This window comes from Sphingomonas sp. 35-24ZXX, assembly GCF_000786215.1.
Taxonomy (GTDB): domain Bacteria; phylum Pseudomonadota; class Alphaproteobacteria; order Sphingomonadales; family Sphingomonadaceae; genus Blastomonas.
On record NZ_JROG01000004.1, the window covers coordinates 444669 to 461435 of the forward strand.

Here is a 16767-nt window from a genome sequence, read left to right on the forward strand (position 1 = left end):
GTCAGTCTCCGGTGTGATACAGGATATCGGTGGTCGGCATGCGCCTGAAGGCGCGCGGCAGCCGGAACCCCGGACCTTGCGAGCTCCCAGTCTGGCTGCGATGCGCGGCCAGCGCGTGGCGGCGAAGCCCTGCCGGCATCGGTTGGGTGCGCAGCAGGGTGCTGCCACGCGGCAAGCGCCGCTCCCCCCAAACGATGTATTCCGCGACCTGCAAGGGGCGAGGGCTGGCATCGCGCACTGCATAGGCCAGCCGCGCGGCGGCGGCATGGTCGCAGTGCGGCTCGTGCAAGGCCGTCACCGCGATCGCATCCACCCGCTGTGCCGCGCACAGTGCCACCAGCCGCCGACAGGTGCGATCGAACAAGGGGTCACCCGGATGCGACGGCGCTGCATCGCGCCAGTCGAGGTGGAGCGTATCGACCGTTTCGCCCGCCAGCCGCCGCAATGCCAGCGCTGCCTCACGCTTGCGGGTGGCGATCAGGTTGCGGCCCGCGCCGGCAGGGTGCGAGCCCGAGCCATCGGTGAGATAGGCAATCCCGGCCAGACGCCTTTCGCGCGCGGTCTGGTGGATCAGGGCGCCTGCACCCAATGTCTCGTCATCAGGATGAGGCGCGATCACCAGCCAGCGCAAAGCCCGCCAGGGCTTGGCCGAGAGGCTGGCGGCGCGCAGCAGTCCGCTCACCACAGCCGGTCCGCCGGACCCCATGGGTCACGCTCCAGCCATGCCTGAGCCGCGCAATCGCGCGCATAATCGGGCCCGGCCTGGCGCAGATACAGGCTGAGATCACGGCTGATCTTGTCGATCCGCGTCCCATCCAGCGCACTATAGGTGCCGGTGATCCGCGCTGCGGCCTCGATCATGTCCAGCCCCGCGCGCTCCACGATCCCGCGCGTCATCTGCGCGAACGCCGGTCCATCGGGATCCTGCGACGCGGCGCGCAGTGCGCATTCGCGGACCCACAGATAGGCGGTGCGGGCGGAAGCCACGGCGTCGGCGAACCGTGCACGCTGCACCGGGTCCTCGCGTGCGGCAGGGCGCATGGCCTTGCGGATTTCGGTGAGCAATCCCTCGATTCCGCCCAGCTGGACCGCAGTGAACCGCCACGCGCCAGCCGTGAACCGTGGGTCGCGGTGGTAATCGCCACCTTCCCCCAGGCAATCCTCCGGCGCTATGGCAAGCCCGTCCAGCGCATAGCTGCCGCTGCCGGTGGCGCGCATCCCGCGCACACGCCATTGCGACAGATCGGCGCGCTCGCGGTCGTCGGCGCGCACGATCACCAGCTGTGCGTCTCCATCCGGCCGGCGGGCCGTGATCAGGGCATGGGAATTGCCGCCCGCGCCGGTAGCGAACGACTTGGCGCCTTCGAGCACATGGCCGCTTTGCGTTTCGAGAATCGCGACCCCTGGGGGTGGCTCGGTGGCCCACACGCCGTAGATCGCACCGGTGCCCAGGGCCCGCTTGAGCGCATGCAGCTGCACCGTCGAGCCATACCAGCCGAACAGCAGCATGGCGTTGACATGCCCCTCGTAAAGCCTGCCGACGCTGAGGTCAGCGCGCCCGATGATCCTCAGGACATCGAGCATCGCCAGATGGCGCTGATCCTCGTCGCGGAAAGGCTCGCCGCCGCTGGCCACCGGCGCGAAGGTGCGGTGCAGCCCCGAGCGCACGATCTGCGCGATACTGTCGGCGGGATAGACTGGCGCTGCATCATAGCGCGCACCGAGCTCCGCCAGATTGTCGGCAATGCCCATCGCTGCGGCGACGCAATCTGGGCCTGCCGGGACGGACGCGCTGGCCAAGGTCATGCCGCCAGCTCCTGCGCGATCCATGTGAGGGCGTGCGCCTCAAGCCAGCGGGCAAGCTTCGTTGCCGCCTGCGGATCGCGCAGCGCGCGGCGTCCTTCCGGGGCCAGCGCTCGCGCCGCGGCAAGGGTTGCAGGCCATTCGTGCGCATCCGGCCAGGCCGGGCGGACGATGGCAGCGCCCATGCGCTGCAGCCCCGAGGCGGTGGCATGCTGTTCGCCGAAAGGTCGCGGCTCGGGGATGCAGACGAAGGGGCGATCAGCGGCCATGACCAGGGCGACGACCCCGTCGCCCGCTGCGCCGACCACCACCGAAGCTTTCGCCACCTCGTTGGCCATCGCATCGGTCCAGCCGGCGAACACCAGGTTACCCGGGCAATCTGATGGTGCCGGGAGGTTTCCGACAACCCTCCAGGTATGGTCCGGGCAGGCGCGGGCGGCGTCGGCGATGGCCGCAGCCGTCAGCGATGTCCCGCCTTCGCCGACGATCACGAGCACGGTGTCACGGGGAGCGCCCGGCGCAGCGAGGGCAGGGCTCAGCCCCGGCGCGTAATAGGTCTTGGCGCGGACCCAGTCGGGAGTCGAGGGATCCTCCATGGCCTGCGCGAAGGGCGCGATCAGCGCCTGCGCGCCGCGAAACGCCTCCAGATGCGCCGGGTCGCTGCGCTGGCCATTCAAGCGCACATAGAGCACGGGAACCGAGGCCAGCCGCGCCAGCATGGCGACTTCCACCGACACATCGACGATCATCAGCAGCGGCCGGGCGTGCGCGATCCATTCGCTGATGCGGGCGACACGGCTGCGGATGCCATCATGGTCGAGCGGGGCGTAATGCAACGTGTTCGGGCGGTTGGCAGCCTGATCCCGGCCATCGAAACCATCGCCGAGCCGATCATCTGCAAGCACGATGCCCTCTGCGCCGATCCGGCTGCCGAGCAGCGTCACAGGCAAGGATGTCGCCTCGCGGATCACCCGCGCGCGGGTCAGGTGCCCGGCGCCGTGATGATGGACGTAATAGCCGATCGGGCGCTCGGTCATGCCATCACCGCCAGCTCCATATCGTGCGGCATCGGTGGCAGCATGGCCTCGTCGCGCACCATGTCGGCGGGGCTCGCCGAGCGCGCGCGCATCCCGCGCCGCCATTCGGCGCGAGCACGCCAGTGGTCGAAATCGGGCATCAGCAAAGGGGTGTCGGCTCCGACGTCGATCAGGCGCGCCATGTCGTCGGCCATGCCGCCTGCCGCGCGACCATCGCATCGGGGCGAGACATAGACCCAGACATCGGACGGATGCGCGATCCGAGCGCCACGCGCCAGCGCTGCCATCACCAGCCCGCGATCCTCGCCGCTGGCGATCCGGGGCACCCCGCCCGATGCACGGTAGGCAGCTAGTGTGATCGCCAGGCTGGCGCCGGTATGGTCGCCGTGCCGCGGGGGCAGGTCCCAGGCTATCGGATCGACCGCATCCTCGATCGCGCGCACCTGTTCCCAATAGCGATCCAGCGCCTCGCGCAGCATCGCGGCATGCGCGGGCAAAGGTTCGTCGGGATCGATGACGATGCGACCGCCCACCAGATCGACGCCGCGCGCTATGCCCGCCGCGATCGCCGACAGCCAGTGCGAGGGGGGCCGCGCATCGGCGTCGGTGCTGACCAGGATGGCATGGTCATTGTCGGCGAGCAATCGGGCACCGCGGTCCATCGCAAGCCGTCGTGCCGATCCGGCATGCGCCTCGCCCGGTGGGAACTGGACGTCGGTCACATCGATGCTCAGCCGTCCAGCATAGTCGGCCCGGCATCGCTCGAGCACCACAAGGCTGGCGTCGGTCGAGTTGTTGACGACGATGGCGACCTGGATGGGTCCGGGAACATCCTGCGCTGCCAGGGCGTTCAACAGCATCGGCAGGCGGTCTGCCTCGTTGCGCGCCGGCACGCACACGCACAGCGGGGTGGCACCTGGATCACCCATGGATCATGGCCGCAAGGGAGGCGCTGACAGGCTGACCCGGATAGGGCTCGTCGCGCGGGGGCGGCACGGCTTGCGCGCGCATCCGGCGGATCATGTGCGCATAGATCGCCTCATAGCCATCGATCATCTTTTCGGCATCGCAGATCGCAAAGGCCCGGGCGCGGCAGGCGCGCCGATCAAGCTGCATCGCGGCCAGCGCGGCCAGCGCGAGAGAGCCGGAATCGCCGGGCGTTGCCAGCACGCCGGAGCGTGAATCGATGATCTCTGGGATGGCGCCGCGCGCAAAAGCTGCCACCGGAACGCCGCATGCCAAAGCCTCGGCCACCACCAGCCCATAGGGCTCGTCCCACATCGGCGAGCACAGGAAGGCCCGCGCCCCGCCGATCAGACTGGCCAGATCCGCGTGCGCCAGATGACCTTCATACCGGGCATAGCTCCCCAGCCGAGGTCCGATCTCGTCGCGGAAATAGCCCTCGGCGTGCGCGGGACCGGCAATCCGCAGCGGCAGCCCCACCTGCCGGGCCGCATCCATCGCCAGATGCAGGCCTTTTTCGGGGACGATCCGCCCGTACCAGACCAGATAGGGGTCGGCATCGGCAAACGGCCGGAAGGCAAATCGGTCAAGATCGATGCCGTTCGGAATCACCGCATCGAGCAGGCGGACGTGCGCCCATTGCCGCTCGATCGATTGCGACACGCCGACCAGCGCATGGTTCGTCGTATCGCTCAGCCGGACACCGCTTTCCAGCCAGCAGAACGGCGGGGTGTGCAGCGTGGTGACCATCGGCACCGGGAGCGCATCGGCCATCGACACCGGCAGATAATGCAGCGAATTGTTCTGGATGATGTCGAAATTGCGCGTGCGAAGGCTGTTCATCAGCGAGAGATAGGCGTGGTGCTCGCGGAAGAAGGCAATGTCGCTGGCTTCCGCGAGGCCGACCTCGGCGATCGCGGTCTCTGAGCAGATCGCCTCCAGGCCAAGATCGGGATCGGACCTCACGGTGGCGAAAAGGGTGACATCGTGCCCGCGCTGGCGCAACATTCTTGCCAGCTGGAACGTGTGCATCTCCAGACCCCCGGCAAAGGGTTCGGCGATCGGGTGCTTGAGATGGGAAATGATGCCGATACGCAACCCTGGAAACTCCCGAAATCGATATCCTGGACCCGCGGTCAGCGCCGAACCGGTGCGTGCAACCGTCGCCGCCGGTCACGCTTCACCGCACTGATACGCAACTGTTGGGGGCCGGAATTGCTGGCGCATGTAATCAAGACGATACCTGTGAACGGGGGATTGGTTGCGTGGCGACGAAAGCCGCGATCCGGCGATCCGGTGCCAGCTCAGGCGGATGCCCCGATCACGATTCAGGCCCATGGCCAAAGTGCATTTGCGTCCTGTGCATAGGGGTTTGCTGCTGCCAGGGCGCGTTGTGGGAACCTGTCCGGCGCTCGCGCATATGTGCGTTTCACGTCATTGCGAGAACACCATGGCTGCACGCGCCTATTGGAAGGGACATATCCGCCTTGCGCTGGTGTCGATCCCCGTCGAAATCTATTCTGCGACCAAGTCCGGCGCGGCCGTCAGCTTCCGCCAGATCCACGAGCCGAGCGGCAAGCCGGTGAAGTACGAGAAGGTCGTGCCCGGCATCGGCGCGATCGACCATGACGACATCGTCAAGGGCTTCGAGCTGTCGAAGGGCAATTACGTGCTGCTCGACGACGAGGAGATCGCGGCGGTCAAGCTGGAGAGCAAACGGACGCTCGAACTCGTCCAGTTCGTGGACCGCGATGCGATCGACGTGCTCTATTACACCAAGCCCTATTATGTGGTTCCGGCAGACGATCTGGCGGAAGAGGCCTATATCGTGCTGCGCGAAGCGTTGAAGCGAACGAAGAAGGTGGGTCTGGGCCAGCTGTCGCTGCGCGGGCAGGAACAGCTGGTGGCGCTGCGCCCCTGTGGCCGCGGGCTGATCCTCGAGGTCCTGCGCTATGCCGACGAGGTGAACAAGGCGGCGGACTATTTCCGCGAGGTCGGATCGGCCAAGCCGGACAGCGACCTGCTCGACCTTGCCGAAACGCTGATCAGCAACAAGTCCGGCGAATTCGACGCCAGCGATTACGAAAACCACTATGTAGATGCCCTCAAGCGGGTGATCGCCAAAAAGGCCAAGGCCAAGGGCAAGCGCGTTCTCGAGGATGTCGAGGAGCCGGGTGACAGCGGCAAGGGATCGAATGTCATCGATCTGATGGCGGCGCTCAAGGCCTCGGTCGACGGCAAGAAAAAGGCCGCACCCAAAAAGGCCGCTGCGCCCGAGAAGGCTCCGCCCAAAAAGGCGCCGGCGCGCAAGCGGGCCTGACATGGCGAGGGCCGCCGATCTTCTTGCGGAGTATAACGCCAAGCGCGATTTCGAGCGGACGCCTGAGCCCGCGGGCAAGGTGGACAAGCCAGGCGGCAACCGCTTCATTGTCCAGAAGCACGATGCCACCCGGTTGCATTTCGATCTGCGGCTGGAGATCGACGGCGTGCTCAAGAGCTGGGCGGTGACCAAGGGCCCCAGCGCCAATCCCGATGACAAGAGGCTGGCGGTGCGCACCGAGGACCATCCGATGTCGTACGCCGATTTTGAAGGCGTGATCCCCAAGGGCGCCTATGGCGGCGGCACGGTGATGCTGTGGGACAGCGGCACATGGGCACCGGTTGCCGGCAAGAGCGCGCACGACATCGAAGAGGGGCATCTCCACTTCACCCTCGATGGCCAGCGGATGAAGGGTGAGTGGCTGCTGGTCCGGATGAAGCCACGTGCCGGCGAAAAGCGCGAGAACTGGTTGTTGCGCAAGATCGATGACGCATGGGCCGGTGGCACCGACGACCTGGTCGGGCGCGCGCTCACCAGCGTGCTGACCGACCGGACGATGGCGCAGATCGCGGCAGGCGATGCGGCTGCCGCGCCCGATGCAGGCGCAAGACCTGCCGCCACCGCCAAGCCTGCCGCCAAGCGCCGGTGCAACAGCACGCCGCCCCGGTTCCGCCCCCTGCAGCTGGCAACGCTGGTTGATGCCGTTCCGAGCGGACACGACTGGATCCACGAAATCAAATACGACGGCTATCGCGCCGCCATCGCCGCAGCGGGCCAGGACGTCCGGATCTATACGCGCAACGGGCTGGACTGGACCGACAAGTTTGCGCCGCTGGCAGCGCATATCGCCGCGCTCGATCTGCCGCCCTGCCTGATCGATGGCGAAATCGTTGCGTTCGGTGCCGATGGCAACCCCGATTTTTCTGCGCTTCAGGCCGTTCTGAAACGCGGGCACGGCGCGCAGGACACCAAGACCGAACTCCAGCTTTTCGCTTTCGACCTGCTTGAGCAGCATGGCACGTCGCTGACGGCGCTGGGCAATCTTGAACGCAAGGAAAGGCTCGAAGCTTTGCTGCAGAATGCCGCCAGGCCGATCGCGGTGGCCGATCATGTCATCGGTGCCGGGGAAAAGCTGTATGCCGCGATGTGCAGCGCGCGGCAGGAAGGGATCATCTCCAAGCGCGCCGATGCCAGTTATGCCGGCAAGCGCTCGGCCAACTGGGTGAAGGTGAAATGCACCCGCCGCCAGGAATTCGTCATCGTCGGCTGGAACCCCTCCAGGGCGAAGGGAAGGCCGTTCGCCTCGCTGCTGCTCGCGCAGCACGAGGGCGATGCCTTGGTCTACAAGGGCAATGTCGGCACGGGGTTCAGCGCCGATGTCATGGACGAGCTTGCGCGGACCTTCGCCAGGCTGGCGCGCAAGACGGCACCCTTGCCTGTCGAGGGTGCCGCCGCCCGCAATGCGCACTGGCTGAAGCCCGAACTGGTCGCCGAAATCGCATTTGCGCAATTCACCGCGGGCGGAGCGGTGCGGCATGCAAGCTTTCTGGGGCTGCGCGGCGACAAGGCGGCGCGCGATGTGACTCCGGAAATTGCAGCGCGCGCGCCTGCCGCCGACGATGAGGTCACGATCTCCAGCCGCGACCGCATCATCTTTCCCGAAGCGAAGAAGACCAAGGGCGACCTTGCGGACTATTATGCCGCGATTGCCCCGGTGATGGTGCTGCACGCCGCCCGCCGCCCGGTCAGCCTGGTGCGCTGCCCGCAGGGACGCGCCAAGACGTGCTTCTTCCAGAAGCATGATTCGGGCGCATTCGGCGAGCATGTCCACCCGATCACCATCCGCGAGAAGGACGGCGGGCACGAAGACTATCTGTATGTCGAGGATGCCGCCGGACTGCTGGCCTGTGTCCAGATGGGGACGATCGAGTTCCATGGCTGGGGCAGCCAGATCGCGGCGGTCGAGCATCCCTGCCGGATGGTGTTCGATCTCGATCCCGACGAGGGCCTTGATTTTTCCGACGTCCGGAAGGCGGCGCTGGATATCCGCGGGCATCTGGCCGACATGGGCCTCGTCAGCTTTGCGATGCTCACCGGCGGCAAGGGCGTGCATGTCGTGGTGCCGCTGGATCCGGGGCACAGCTGGGAGGCGCACAAGGCGTTTGCGCGGCACTTTGCCGAAGCGCTGAGCATGGCCGAGCCCGACCGGTTCGTCGCGACGATGAGCAAGGCCAAGCGCAAGGGCAGGATCTTCATCGACTGGCTGCGCAACCAGCGGGGCAGCACCGCGGTGATGCCCTATTCGGCGCGCGCACGGCCGCATGCGCCTGTGGCGGTGCCGATCGGCTGGGATGCGCTGGCAAAGGCTGAAAGCGCCAGTCAGTTCACGATCGACGATGGCGCGATTCTGCTCGAGCGCGCGTCCGCGCCCGACCTTCAGGGCTGGGGATTTGCCACGCAGACGCTGCCGGAATACTGATCGACCGGTTACTGCGGTACCGGGGCCTGCTCCTGCAAGAGCTGTTCGCGCAATTCCCCCTTGCGCACCTTGCCGGTGGCGGTGCGCGGAAGTTGCGTCAGGATGGTGAACAGCTTTGGCTGCTTGTACCTGGCCAGACGGGTCGCGAGAAACGCCTGCACCGCATCGATGGAAACCGACGCGCCCGGACTTTCGACGAGGACGAGATGTCCGACCTCGCCCCAGCGTGCGTCCGGGACGCTGACAAGACAGCACTCGGCGAGCCCGGGATAGGATTTCAGCTGGGCCTCGACCTCGGCCGGATACACGTTTTCGCCGCCCGAGATGAACATGTCCTTCTTGCGATCGACGATCCAGTGGAAACCGTCGGCATCGCGCCTGACGATGTCGCCGGTCGCGAACCATCCCTGATCGTCGAACACCGCGGCCGTCTCCTGCGCATTTCGCCAATAGCCGCAGAACACGTTGGTCCCGCGCAGCTTGAGTTCGCCAGGCTCACCGGGTGCCACCAGGCTGCCGTTGGCCGAGCATATGCGCATTTCCACACCGGGCATCGACAGTCCGACCGAGCCGAGCTTTTCAGCCAGAATTCCGCAATCCAGCGGCATGCCGAAGATGGTGCCAGCCTCGCTCATGCCGTAGCCGAGGACCATCGGGATGCCATCATCGATCCAGGCCTGCTGGTCGGCCCGGTCATGCGGGGCGCCCCCCGAAATCAGGGCCACCATATGGCGCAGCCTGGCAGGATCGAATCCGGGTTGGCCGCGCATCATCTCCATCATCTGCGGGACGCCGACAAAATGGGTGACGCCAAGGTGCGGATCGGCCAACCGCGCCAGCGTCCGGTCAGGCTGAAATCCGTCCGACACGACGATGGTCCCACCCTGGGTCAGCACCGGGCGGATGTTGCTGACCAACCCGATGATGTGGAACATCGGAGCTTCGCACAGGACGGTGCTGGTGTGGTCTATCCGGCTGAGGAGCGCGAAATTGATCGCGGTTTCGCGCAATGCCCGCTCTGACAACGGCACGCCTTTCGCCACGCCGGTCGTGCCCGATGTGAACAGGATCAGCGAAGGTGCATTCCAGTCGGGAAGCTGATCGAGCGCAGGCTCGGCGGTCTCGGCTTCCGTCACCATGGCGCCGAACGGCAGCACGGCTCGGCCTGCGATGCTGCCTGGCGCAGAATTGTCGCCGAGCACCAACATCGGTTCGGCCAGATCGACGATCGTTTGCAGCTCCGGCTCGCCCAGCCGCCAGTTGAGCGGAACGAAGATCGCCCCCAGCCGCGCGCATGCGAAATGCAGCGCGACCTGCGCCACGCTGTTGCGCGCGTGCAGCGCCACCTGGACGCCCGGCTCGACGCTGCGGCGCTTCAGGACCGTCGCCAGACCAGCCACCAGCCGGTCGAGCGCGCGGTACGTCCATCGCTGGCCGGTGGTGAGATCATGCGCGGCCAGCTTTTCGGGCTGCATCCGCGCGTGAACGGCGATCATGTCCATCGGGCGTGACCGTCAGGCACGGGTCAGGTCATAGGCACCCAGGCCCGGCTTGAAGCTTTTCTCGTCGATGAACTGGCGGGTGGCCTCCTTGCGGCCCTCGCCATCGAACGAGTTGGCCGCTTCCTGCGCGCGGATCAGATAATCCTCGGCATTGTCATAGGTCATCTCGCGCACCCGCCGGATGGCCCATTTGGTCGCGCGCAGCGCGGTCGGGTTCTTCTTGAGCAGGACATGTGCGACCTCGGTGACGCGCGCCTTGAGCTGATCGGCCGGGACGGCTTCGTTGACCAGGCCCTTGCGCGCCGCAGCAATGCCATCAAGGTTTTCGCCCATCATGGCGTGATACATCGCGTCGCGGAACCCGAGCAGTTCGGTCGCCACCTTGGACGCGCCACCGCCCGGCAGGATGCCCCAGTTGATCTCCGAAAGGCCGAACTGCGCATCTTCCGCGGCGAAAGCGAGGTCGCATGCGAACAGAGGGCCATAGGCGCCGCCGAAGCACCAGCCATTGACCATCGCGATGGTCGGCTTTTCGAACCAGCGCAGCCGCTGCCACCAGCTATAAGCCTCACGCTGAGCCTTGCGCACCGCATGCAGGCCCTTGTGCTCGTTCTCGCGGAAATACTCCTTGAGATCCATGCCGGCCGACCATGCGGTTCCTTCGCCTGAAAGCACCAGCACGCCGACGTCATCGCGAAACTCGATGCTTTCGATCACCTCCAGCATCCGCCGATTCAGCGTCGGGCTCATGCAATTGCGCTTGTCGGCGCGATTGAACTTCACCCACGCGATGCCGTCCTCGATGGTGCAACTCACGATGTCGGTGTCTGACATATCATTCTCCAGCTGTTGATGCCGGGCCGGATCGATCGGGCCCTTGCGGCATCGGGGTTTGGTTTTGCGGTTCGGGTAAGGATCGGGACCCGGGCAGTGCGGGGCTCAGCTGCCCTGCAGCTTGTGCAGCAGCGCGATGAGCTGATCCTGCTCTGCCTTGGTGAGCTGGGCGGTCACATGGCGGTCGCTTTCCTGGATGAGCTCCAGGGCTTCAGCCAGGAATGCTTCGCCCTGCGGTGTCAGGTGCAATCCGTTGCTGCGCAGGTCGCGGCCGCTGCGGCGCTCGACATGACCGTGGCTCTCCATCGTGTTGAGCAGCTTCATGATCGCCGACCGGCCCACGTGCATGAAGCGGGAAAGGGTGGTCTGATCGCAGCCCGGATTGTCGAGCACGAACAGCATGGCTGTGACCTTGGCAGGTGTCGTGTTGCGACCGGCCAGCGCTTCGCGTGCAGCCTGCATGACGCGCATATTGGCCAGATGCAGCTGGAATCCCACCAGCCCGGCCAACGCGCGGCTGCCGCTTATGGTGTCGAGTGTGGGCATGACGGGTCCTGTTCAACGAGAGCTTGATTTTGTATCCAGGGCGGAATATCCACCAAGGATACAAATTGTCAAGCCGGATGGGCTGGCATTGTGCAAACAGGGCTTGGGTCCGCACGGCCAGACCCGATGGAGGGAGAGCGAGCATGAACGAATTTAGTCTGTTGATCGACGGCAAGGCCCATGCAGGCCGCGGTGCGTTCGGGGTCATCAACCCGGCGACAGGACAGGTTTTCGCGCAGTGCCCCCGCGCCGACGCAGCGCTGCTGGACGCCGCTGTCGCCGCCGCCAAGGCCGCCTTTCCCAGTTGGGCGCGTACGCCCGCCGCCGAGCGCGCCCGGCTGGTTCATGCCCTTGCCGATGCTCTTGAAAGCCGATCAGACGAATTCGCGCGGTTGCTCACGGCCGAACAGGGCAAGCCGCTGGGGCAGGCGTATTACGAGATGATGGCCAGTGTCGGCACGCTGCGCACCTTTGCCGACATGACGATCGAGCCGCGCATCTTGCGCGACGACGCCAACGGCACCGTGATCGAGCATCGCACGCCGCTGGGCGTGGTGGCAGCCATCACGCCCTGGAACTTCCCGGTCATTCTGCTGATGAACAAGGTGGGCCCTGCACTGGTCGCGGGGAACACGATGGTGGTGAAGCCAGCGCCGACCACGCCACTGACGACGCTGCTGTTTGGCGAACTGTGCCGCGATATCCTCCCTGCCGGCGTCATCAACATCATCTGCGACGAGAACGATCTGGGCGGATTGCTGACCAGCCATCCCGATATTGCCAAGGTGGCGTTCACCGGTTCGACCGCCACCGGACGCAAGGTGATGCAATCGGCGGCGACCGGCATCAAGCGTGTGACGCTGGAGCTGGGCGGCAACGACGCGGCCATCGTGCTGGATGATGTCGATGTGCAGGAGGTGGCTGGCAAGGTGTTTCACGGCGCCATGCTCAACGCCGGGCAGATATGCGTTGCGGTCAAGCGTGCCTATGTTCCGGCCGCGCTCTACGATCCGTTCTGCGACGAGCTGGCGCGGCTGGCCGAGGCGATGGTGGTCGATGAAGGCACCCGCCAGGGCGCGGAGATCGGCCCCGTCCAGAACCGCGCGCAATACGAGAAGGTGAAGGAGTTTCTTGCCGATGCATCGGCCAACGGCAAGGTGATCGCCGGCGGTGAAGCGCTCGATCGGCCAGGCTATTTCATTGCGCCGACGATCGTGCGCGATCTGCCGCGCGACGCGCGGATCGTGCAGGAAGAGCAGTTCGGCCCGGTGCTGCCGGTGCTCGCCTATGACGATCTCGACAGCCTGATCGACGAGGTCAACGCCTCCGACTACGGCCTTGCGGGCACCGTCTGGGGCCAGGATCGGCAGCGCGCCCTTGCCGTTGCGATGCAGATCGACTCGGGCACGGTCTGGGTCAACCAGCATATGGCCATCGATCCTTCGATCCCGTTCCGGGGCAGCAAGCAGTCCGGCCTGGGCGGAGAACTTGGCGAAGCCGGTCTGCACGAATATACCCAGGCGCATATCGTCAACATGGCGGCGTAGACCGACCAGGGACGATGGCATGACATGAGGGGGAGGCAGCAGGGTGATCGAAATTTTTTCCACCGTACAGGCAGAGTCCGAAACCGGGGTAGAGTTCTGGAATTCCCTGCTCAGCCAGACCTATCATGGACTGGTGGTCGATCCTCTCGATCGGCGGTTTCGGGCCGAGCTCAAGCGATGGTCGCTCGATCGGATGACGCTGACCTGGCCGCAATCGACCAGTGCCCGCATTTCCCGGATGCGGGTTGCGCAGAGCCCGGACAATCTGGTGCTGCACATCCTGCACACCGGGCGCTGCGCGGTCTCGCATCGCGGCCGCACCGCCAATCTCGCGCCGGGTGACATGGTGTTGTGCGCGGCGCAGGAAGCCTATGCCTTCGATGCGCCGCACGATCACCAGATGCTGATCGTCGAGTTTGACCGCACTCTGCTGGCAGACCGGATGACCGACGTCGATGCGCATATCGCCCGCCCCGTGTCCGGTGAAATTGCCAGCACCCGCATTCTGCGCAGCTTCCTGCTGTCGCTGTGGCGCGAAGGGGCGAGCAATCTGGATAACGCCTCGTCAGGCCTGTACAACGACACGATCCTGTCGCTGACCGCTGCCGCGCTTCAGGCAAGGCCCGAACCCGGGGCCACCGGCGCCGATCTGTCGCTGGCCCGGGTCAAGGGCATCATCGAAGCCCGCTTGCACGATACGGGGCTGACGCCGTCCTCGATTGCCGACCAGATGGGGATGCCGCTCCGCACGCTGCAGCTCGCCTGTGCGAAGCATGGATTTACGCTGTCGGCCTATATCACCCGCAGGCGGCTGGAAAAGGCGTCCGAGCTGCTGGTCAGCGCGCCCGACCGGTCGGTGACGGCGATCGCCTTTGATGTCGGGTTCAACGATTGCGCCTATTTCGCTCGGCGGTTCCAGGCCGCTTTTGGCGTCTCTCCGACAGAATATCGCACCCGCCACTGACTTGCGCCTGAGTCCGGTGTTTTTGCGCAATCGTTAAAGCCGCGCCATCGGCGGCTTGGTACTCCCCCCTCCAACAACAAGAATAACTCCGGGGGAGTCTGAAATGTCCGTAACTCGCGTATCCACGTGCGCCCTTGCGCTGTGCCTTGCCTTCGCCGTCACGCCCGCCTGGGCCCAGGAAGCGCCGCCCGCACCAGAGACCGAAGGGCTGCAGGAAATCGTCGTGACCGCGCAGCGCCGGTCGGAATCGCTGCAGGATGTTCCGATCGCGATTTCCGTGTTCAGTGCAGAGGCGATCACCGAGCAGGGTGTCGGCAATCTGGCATCGCTCTCGCGCCTGACGCCGAACGTCAACCTCGACGGCGGCACGCCCTTTTCCGGGTCGACCGCGGTCATCTCCGCGACAATCCGCGGCATCGGATCGGACGACTTTGCCTTCAACATCGACCCGGGCGTGGGCATCTATCTCGATGGCATTTACCTGGCGCGTACCGTCGGTGCCAATCTCGATCTGCCCGATGTCGAGCGCGTCGAAATTCTGAAAGGTCCGCAAGGCACGCTGTTCGGCCGCAACACCATTGGCGGTGCGATCTCGATCGTCACGCGCGAGCCGGGCCGCAATTTTGGGTTCACGGGCGATATCACCGCGGGCAGCTTCAACTATCTGCGGTTCCGCGGCACCGTCGATCTGCCGCTGGCAGACAATTTCCGGACTTCGCTGACCGTGTCGAGCTCCAACCGCGACGGCTTTCTGCGCCGCGTGCCGTTTAACGGGGAAGGGGCACGCTTCGCGTCCAATTCGGACAACTTCCTCAACTTCAACCATTCGAGCTACCGGTCTGCAGAGCGCGAAGGTGGTGAGGGAAGCTTCAGCATGCGCGGCCGGGCCATCTGGGAGCCATCGGACCGTTGGCGCATCTCGCTCTCTGGCGATTACATGCACAGCGACAACAGCGGCCAGGCCAGCAAGCTGCTGGGCACGTTCGAGAATATCCCCGGTCCGTTCGGTGGCACCGCCAATCTGCCGGGCACGGCGTTCAGTCCTGCCAATACCGGCTTTCTGTTCGGCGGCCTGTACAATTTCTGTATCGGCTCCACGCCTGCCCAGATTGCGGCGCGCAATGCCCAGGCGCTTTGCGGCGCGCGTGGCACGCAGTTCCTGCCGGGGCGCCGCCTGACATCCTTTGCCAGCGTCAATGTCGATGCGGACCCGACCAACAACCGCATTCCGTTCGACAGCCGGTTCCTCAACCCCAATATCGACCAGAGCTTTTCGACCGGGCCCAGCTTTTCCAAGCTGACTGCCTGGGGTCTGGCCGGGACGCTGGAATTCGACCTGACCGACAATATCCAGATCAAGTCGATCACCGGTTATCGCAAGACCGCCTGGAAGGCTGGCGGCGATTATGACGGCTCGCCGCTCAGCATCCTCGAAATCAGCTTCGAGCAGAACCAGTGGCAGTTCAGCCAGGAGCTGCAGCTGCTGGGATCGGCGCTGGATGACACGCTGACCTTTGTCGGCGGCGCCTATTATTTCGAGGAAAAGGGCGACCTGCACGATTTCGTCACCTTCAACGAAGGTCTGGTGCAGGTTGACGGTCCGAATGATTTCGACACCAGCAACTATGCCTTTTTCGGCCAGATCGATTACCGTCCGATCGATCTGATCAGCTTCACCCTCGGCGGGCGCTACACCAATGAGACCAAGGAGTTCGAAGGCGGCCAGAAGGAACTGAACGGCTTCAACTATCGGCTGTTCGGTTGTTCGGCGCCCGATGGGACGATCACGCCGCTGGGCCAGTTCCCGCTCGCTCCTCCCGGCGTACCCTGCTTTGCCGGTCTCAGCTTTCCGAGCGCGGCCGAACCCACCCGCGTCTACGTACCCGGCGTCAACCGCGCCAAGTTCAACAATTTCGCGCCGCGCGCAGGCATCCAGATCCATCCCAGCGAGGACCTGCTGGTGTTCGCGAGCTGGTCGAGGGGGTACAAGACCGGTGGTTGGACGACGCGCCTGACCAACCCGCAAGGCAATGTCGCACCGGACTTCGGCCCCGAAGAAGCAGAAACCTTCGAGGCGGGCGTCAAGGCGACGCTGCTGGACCGGCGGCTGCAGGTCAACGCGTCGGTGTTCACCACCGATTATACGGGCGTGCAGCTCAACATCCAGGTGGGCACGTCGCCGACCATCGACAATGCCGGCGATGCGCGGATCAGGGGCTTCGAGCTTGAGGTGGCCGCACAACCGGTTCGTGGCCTCACCATCACCGGCGCATTGGGGTATCTCGATACCGCCTATACCAGTGTGGAAGCCGCAGCGTTGGTCAACTCTGCGGCCATCCCCGGCATCCAGCGCGGGATCGGCGTGGGCGCCCCACTGCCGAAATCTGCCGAGTGGAAATTCAACCTCAGCCCGCGCTATGAATACACGCTGCCGAGCGGCGCGCAGATCGTCGTGCTGGGCGACTGGTCCTATGCCAGCGCGTTCCGCAACGACATTGCCGGGACCGAGCTGCTGTTCCGCCCTTCGACAGACGTGTTCAACGCATCGATCCAGTATGTCGCCCCCGACGAGAACTGGAACCTGACGCTGGGCGGCACCAATCTCAGCGATGAGCGCTTCATCACCACCGGCGGCCCGAACCTGTCGGCCGGGTTGGTGTTCGGCAGCTACAATCGGCCGCGCGAATGGTATCTGCGTCTGGGCGTCAAGTTCTGATCCAGGCTCCGGTGGTCCGGCCGATGCCGGGCACTGGGCTTGGCGCTCAGCTAGGA

13 protein-coding genes are annotated in these 16767 nt (G+C 65.3%); 5 read left to right on the forward strand and 8 right to left on the reverse strand.

Annotated features, from left to right (window positions below; translation table 11 throughout):
- Position 1: 1 nt before the first annotated feature.
- From LI72_RS10255 to LI72_RS10275, 5 genes are read right to left on the reverse strand one after another with little or no spacing between them, the layout of a single operon-like run.
- Complete coding sequence (locus LI72_RS10255; protein WP_231562423.1) at positions 2 to 682, reverse strand: PIG-L deacetylase family protein; 681 nt, start codon at positions 680 to 682, stop codon at positions 2 to 4.
- Positions 679 to 1806, reverse strand: a complete 1128-nt coding sequence (locus LI72_RS10260; RefSeq protein WP_033926277.1) for an acyl-CoA dehydrogenase family protein — start codon at positions 1804 to 1806, stop codon at positions 679 to 681. Before LI72_RS10260 ends, LI72_RS10255 begins: the two co-directional genes overlap by 4 nt.
- Positions 1803 to 2840, reverse strand: a complete 1038-nt coding sequence (locus LI72_RS10265) for a glycosyltransferase (RefSeq protein ID WP_033925768.1) — start codon at positions 2838 to 2840, stop codon at positions 1803 to 1805. The genes LI72_RS10260 and LI72_RS10265 overlap by 4 nt, the downstream gene beginning before the upstream one ends.
- Complete coding sequence (locus tag LI72_RS10270; RefSeq protein WP_033925769.1) at positions 2837 to 3769, reverse strand: glycosyltransferase; 933 nt, start codon at positions 3767 to 3769, stop codon at positions 2837 to 2839. The genes LI72_RS10265 and LI72_RS10270 overlap by 4 nt, the downstream gene beginning before the upstream one ends.
- Positions 3762 to 4901 carry a glycosyltransferase gene (locus LI72_RS10275; protein WP_033925770.1) on the reverse strand — a complete coding sequence of 380 codons (1140 nt, stop codon included), beginning with the start codon at positions 4899 to 4901 and terminating at the stop codon, positions 3762 to 3764. The genes LI72_RS10270 and LI72_RS10275 overlap by 8 nt, the downstream gene beginning before the upstream one ends.
- 352 nt (positions 4902 to 5253) lie before the next feature.
- Here LI72_RS10275 and ku point away from each other — a divergent pair, with 352 nt between their 5' ends.
- Entirely contained in the window at positions 5254 to 6123 is an 870-nt protein-coding gene (gene ku, locus LI72_RS10280; RefSeq protein WP_033925771.1) for a non-homologous end joining protein Ku, read from the forward strand.
- 1 nt (position 6124) lies between these two features.
- The gene (gene ligD / locus LI72_RS10285) at positions 6125 to 8602 is read left to right on the forward strand and encodes a DNA ligase D (protein ID WP_033925772.1); all 2478 of its coding nucleotides are present in this window, start codon (positions 6125 to 6127) and stop codon (positions 8600 to 8602) included.
- 8 nt (positions 8603 to 8610) lie between these two features.
- Here ligD and LI72_RS10290 read toward each other — a convergent pair whose 3' ends face one another.
- From LI72_RS10290 to LI72_RS10300, 3 genes are all read right to left on the reverse strand, one after another.
- Entirely contained in the window at positions 8611 to 10104 is a 1494-nt protein-coding gene (locus tag LI72_RS10290; RefSeq protein ID WP_231562424.1) for an AMP-binding protein, read from the reverse strand.
- Between the two features lie 12 nt (positions 10105 to 10116).
- Positions 10117 to 10938, reverse strand: a complete 822-nt coding sequence (locus LI72_RS10295; RefSeq protein WP_033925773.1) for a p-hydroxycinnamoyl CoA hydratase/lyase — start codon at positions 10936 to 10938, stop codon at positions 10117 to 10119.
- 105 nt (positions 10939 to 11043) lie between these two features.
- Positions 11044 to 11484, reverse strand: a complete 441-nt coding sequence (locus LI72_RS10300; protein WP_081984839.1) for a MarR family winged helix-turn-helix transcriptional regulator — start codon at positions 11482 to 11484, stop codon at positions 11044 to 11046.
- 143 nt (positions 11485 to 11627) lie between these two features.
- On the opposite strand from LI72_RS10300, the gene LI72_RS10305 reads away from it, so the two are divergent.
- The 3 genes from LI72_RS10305 to LI72_RS10315 all read left to right on the forward strand — a co-directional run bounded on the left by LI72_RS10305 (position 11628) and on the right by LI72_RS10315 (position 16711).
- Complete coding sequence (locus tag LI72_RS10305) at positions 11628 to 13031, forward strand: aldehyde dehydrogenase family protein (protein ID WP_033925774.1); 1404 nt, start codon at positions 11628 to 11630, stop codon at positions 13029 to 13031.
- 43 nt (positions 13032 to 13074) lie between these two features.
- Entirely contained in the window at positions 13075 to 13995 is a 921-nt protein-coding gene (locus LI72_RS10310) for a helix-turn-helix domain-containing protein (RefSeq protein ID WP_033925775.1), read from the forward strand.
- A 103-nt stretch (positions 13996 to 14098) separates the two neighbouring features.
- On the forward strand, positions 14099 to 16711 hold the full coding sequence (locus LI72_RS10315; protein WP_033925776.1) for a TonB-dependent receptor: 2613 nt from the start codon (positions 14099 to 14101) through the stop codon (positions 16709 to 16711).
- Positions 16712 to 16767 lie beyond the last annotated feature (56 nt).

Coding starts and splice junctions, on each gene's coding strand:
- LI72_RS10300 (WP_081984839.1), bottom strand. CDS start 11,484: ATGCCCACACTCGACACCATAAGCGGCAGCCGCGCGTTGGCCGGGCTG.
- LI72_RS10270 (WP_033925769.1), bottom strand. CDS start 3,769: ATGGGTGATCCAGGTGCCACCCCGCTGTGCGTGTGCGTGCCGGCGCGC.
- LI72_RS10290 (WP_231562424.1), bottom strand. CDS start 10,104: ATGGACATGATCGCCGTTCACGCGCGGATGCAGCCCGAAAAGCTGGCC.
- LI72_RS10315 (WP_033925776.1), top strand. CDS start 14,099: ATGTCCGTAACTCGCGTATCCACGTGCGCCCTTGCGCTGTGCCTTGCC.
- ku (WP_033925771.1), top strand. CDS start 5,254: ATGGCTGCACGCGCCTATTGGAAGGGACATATCCGCCTTGCGCTGGTG.
- LI72_RS10265 (WP_033925768.1), bottom strand. CDS start 2,840: ATGACCGAGCGCCCGATCGGCTATTACGTCCATCATCACGGCGCCGGG.
- ligD (WP_033925772.1), top strand. CDS start 6,125: ATGGCGAGGGCCGCCGATCTTCTTGCGGAGTATAACGCCAAGCGCGAT.
- LI72_RS10260 (WP_033926277.1), bottom strand. CDS start 1,806: ATGACCTTGGCCAGCGCGTCCGTCCCGGCAGGCCCAGATTGCGTCGCC.
- LI72_RS10305 (WP_033925774.1), top strand. CDS start 11,628: ATGAACGAATTTAGTCTGTTGATCGACGGCAAGGCCCATGCAGGCCGC.
- LI72_RS10295 (WP_033925773.1), bottom strand. CDS start 10,938: ATGTCAGACACCGACATCGTGAGTTGCACCATCGAGGACGGCATCGCG.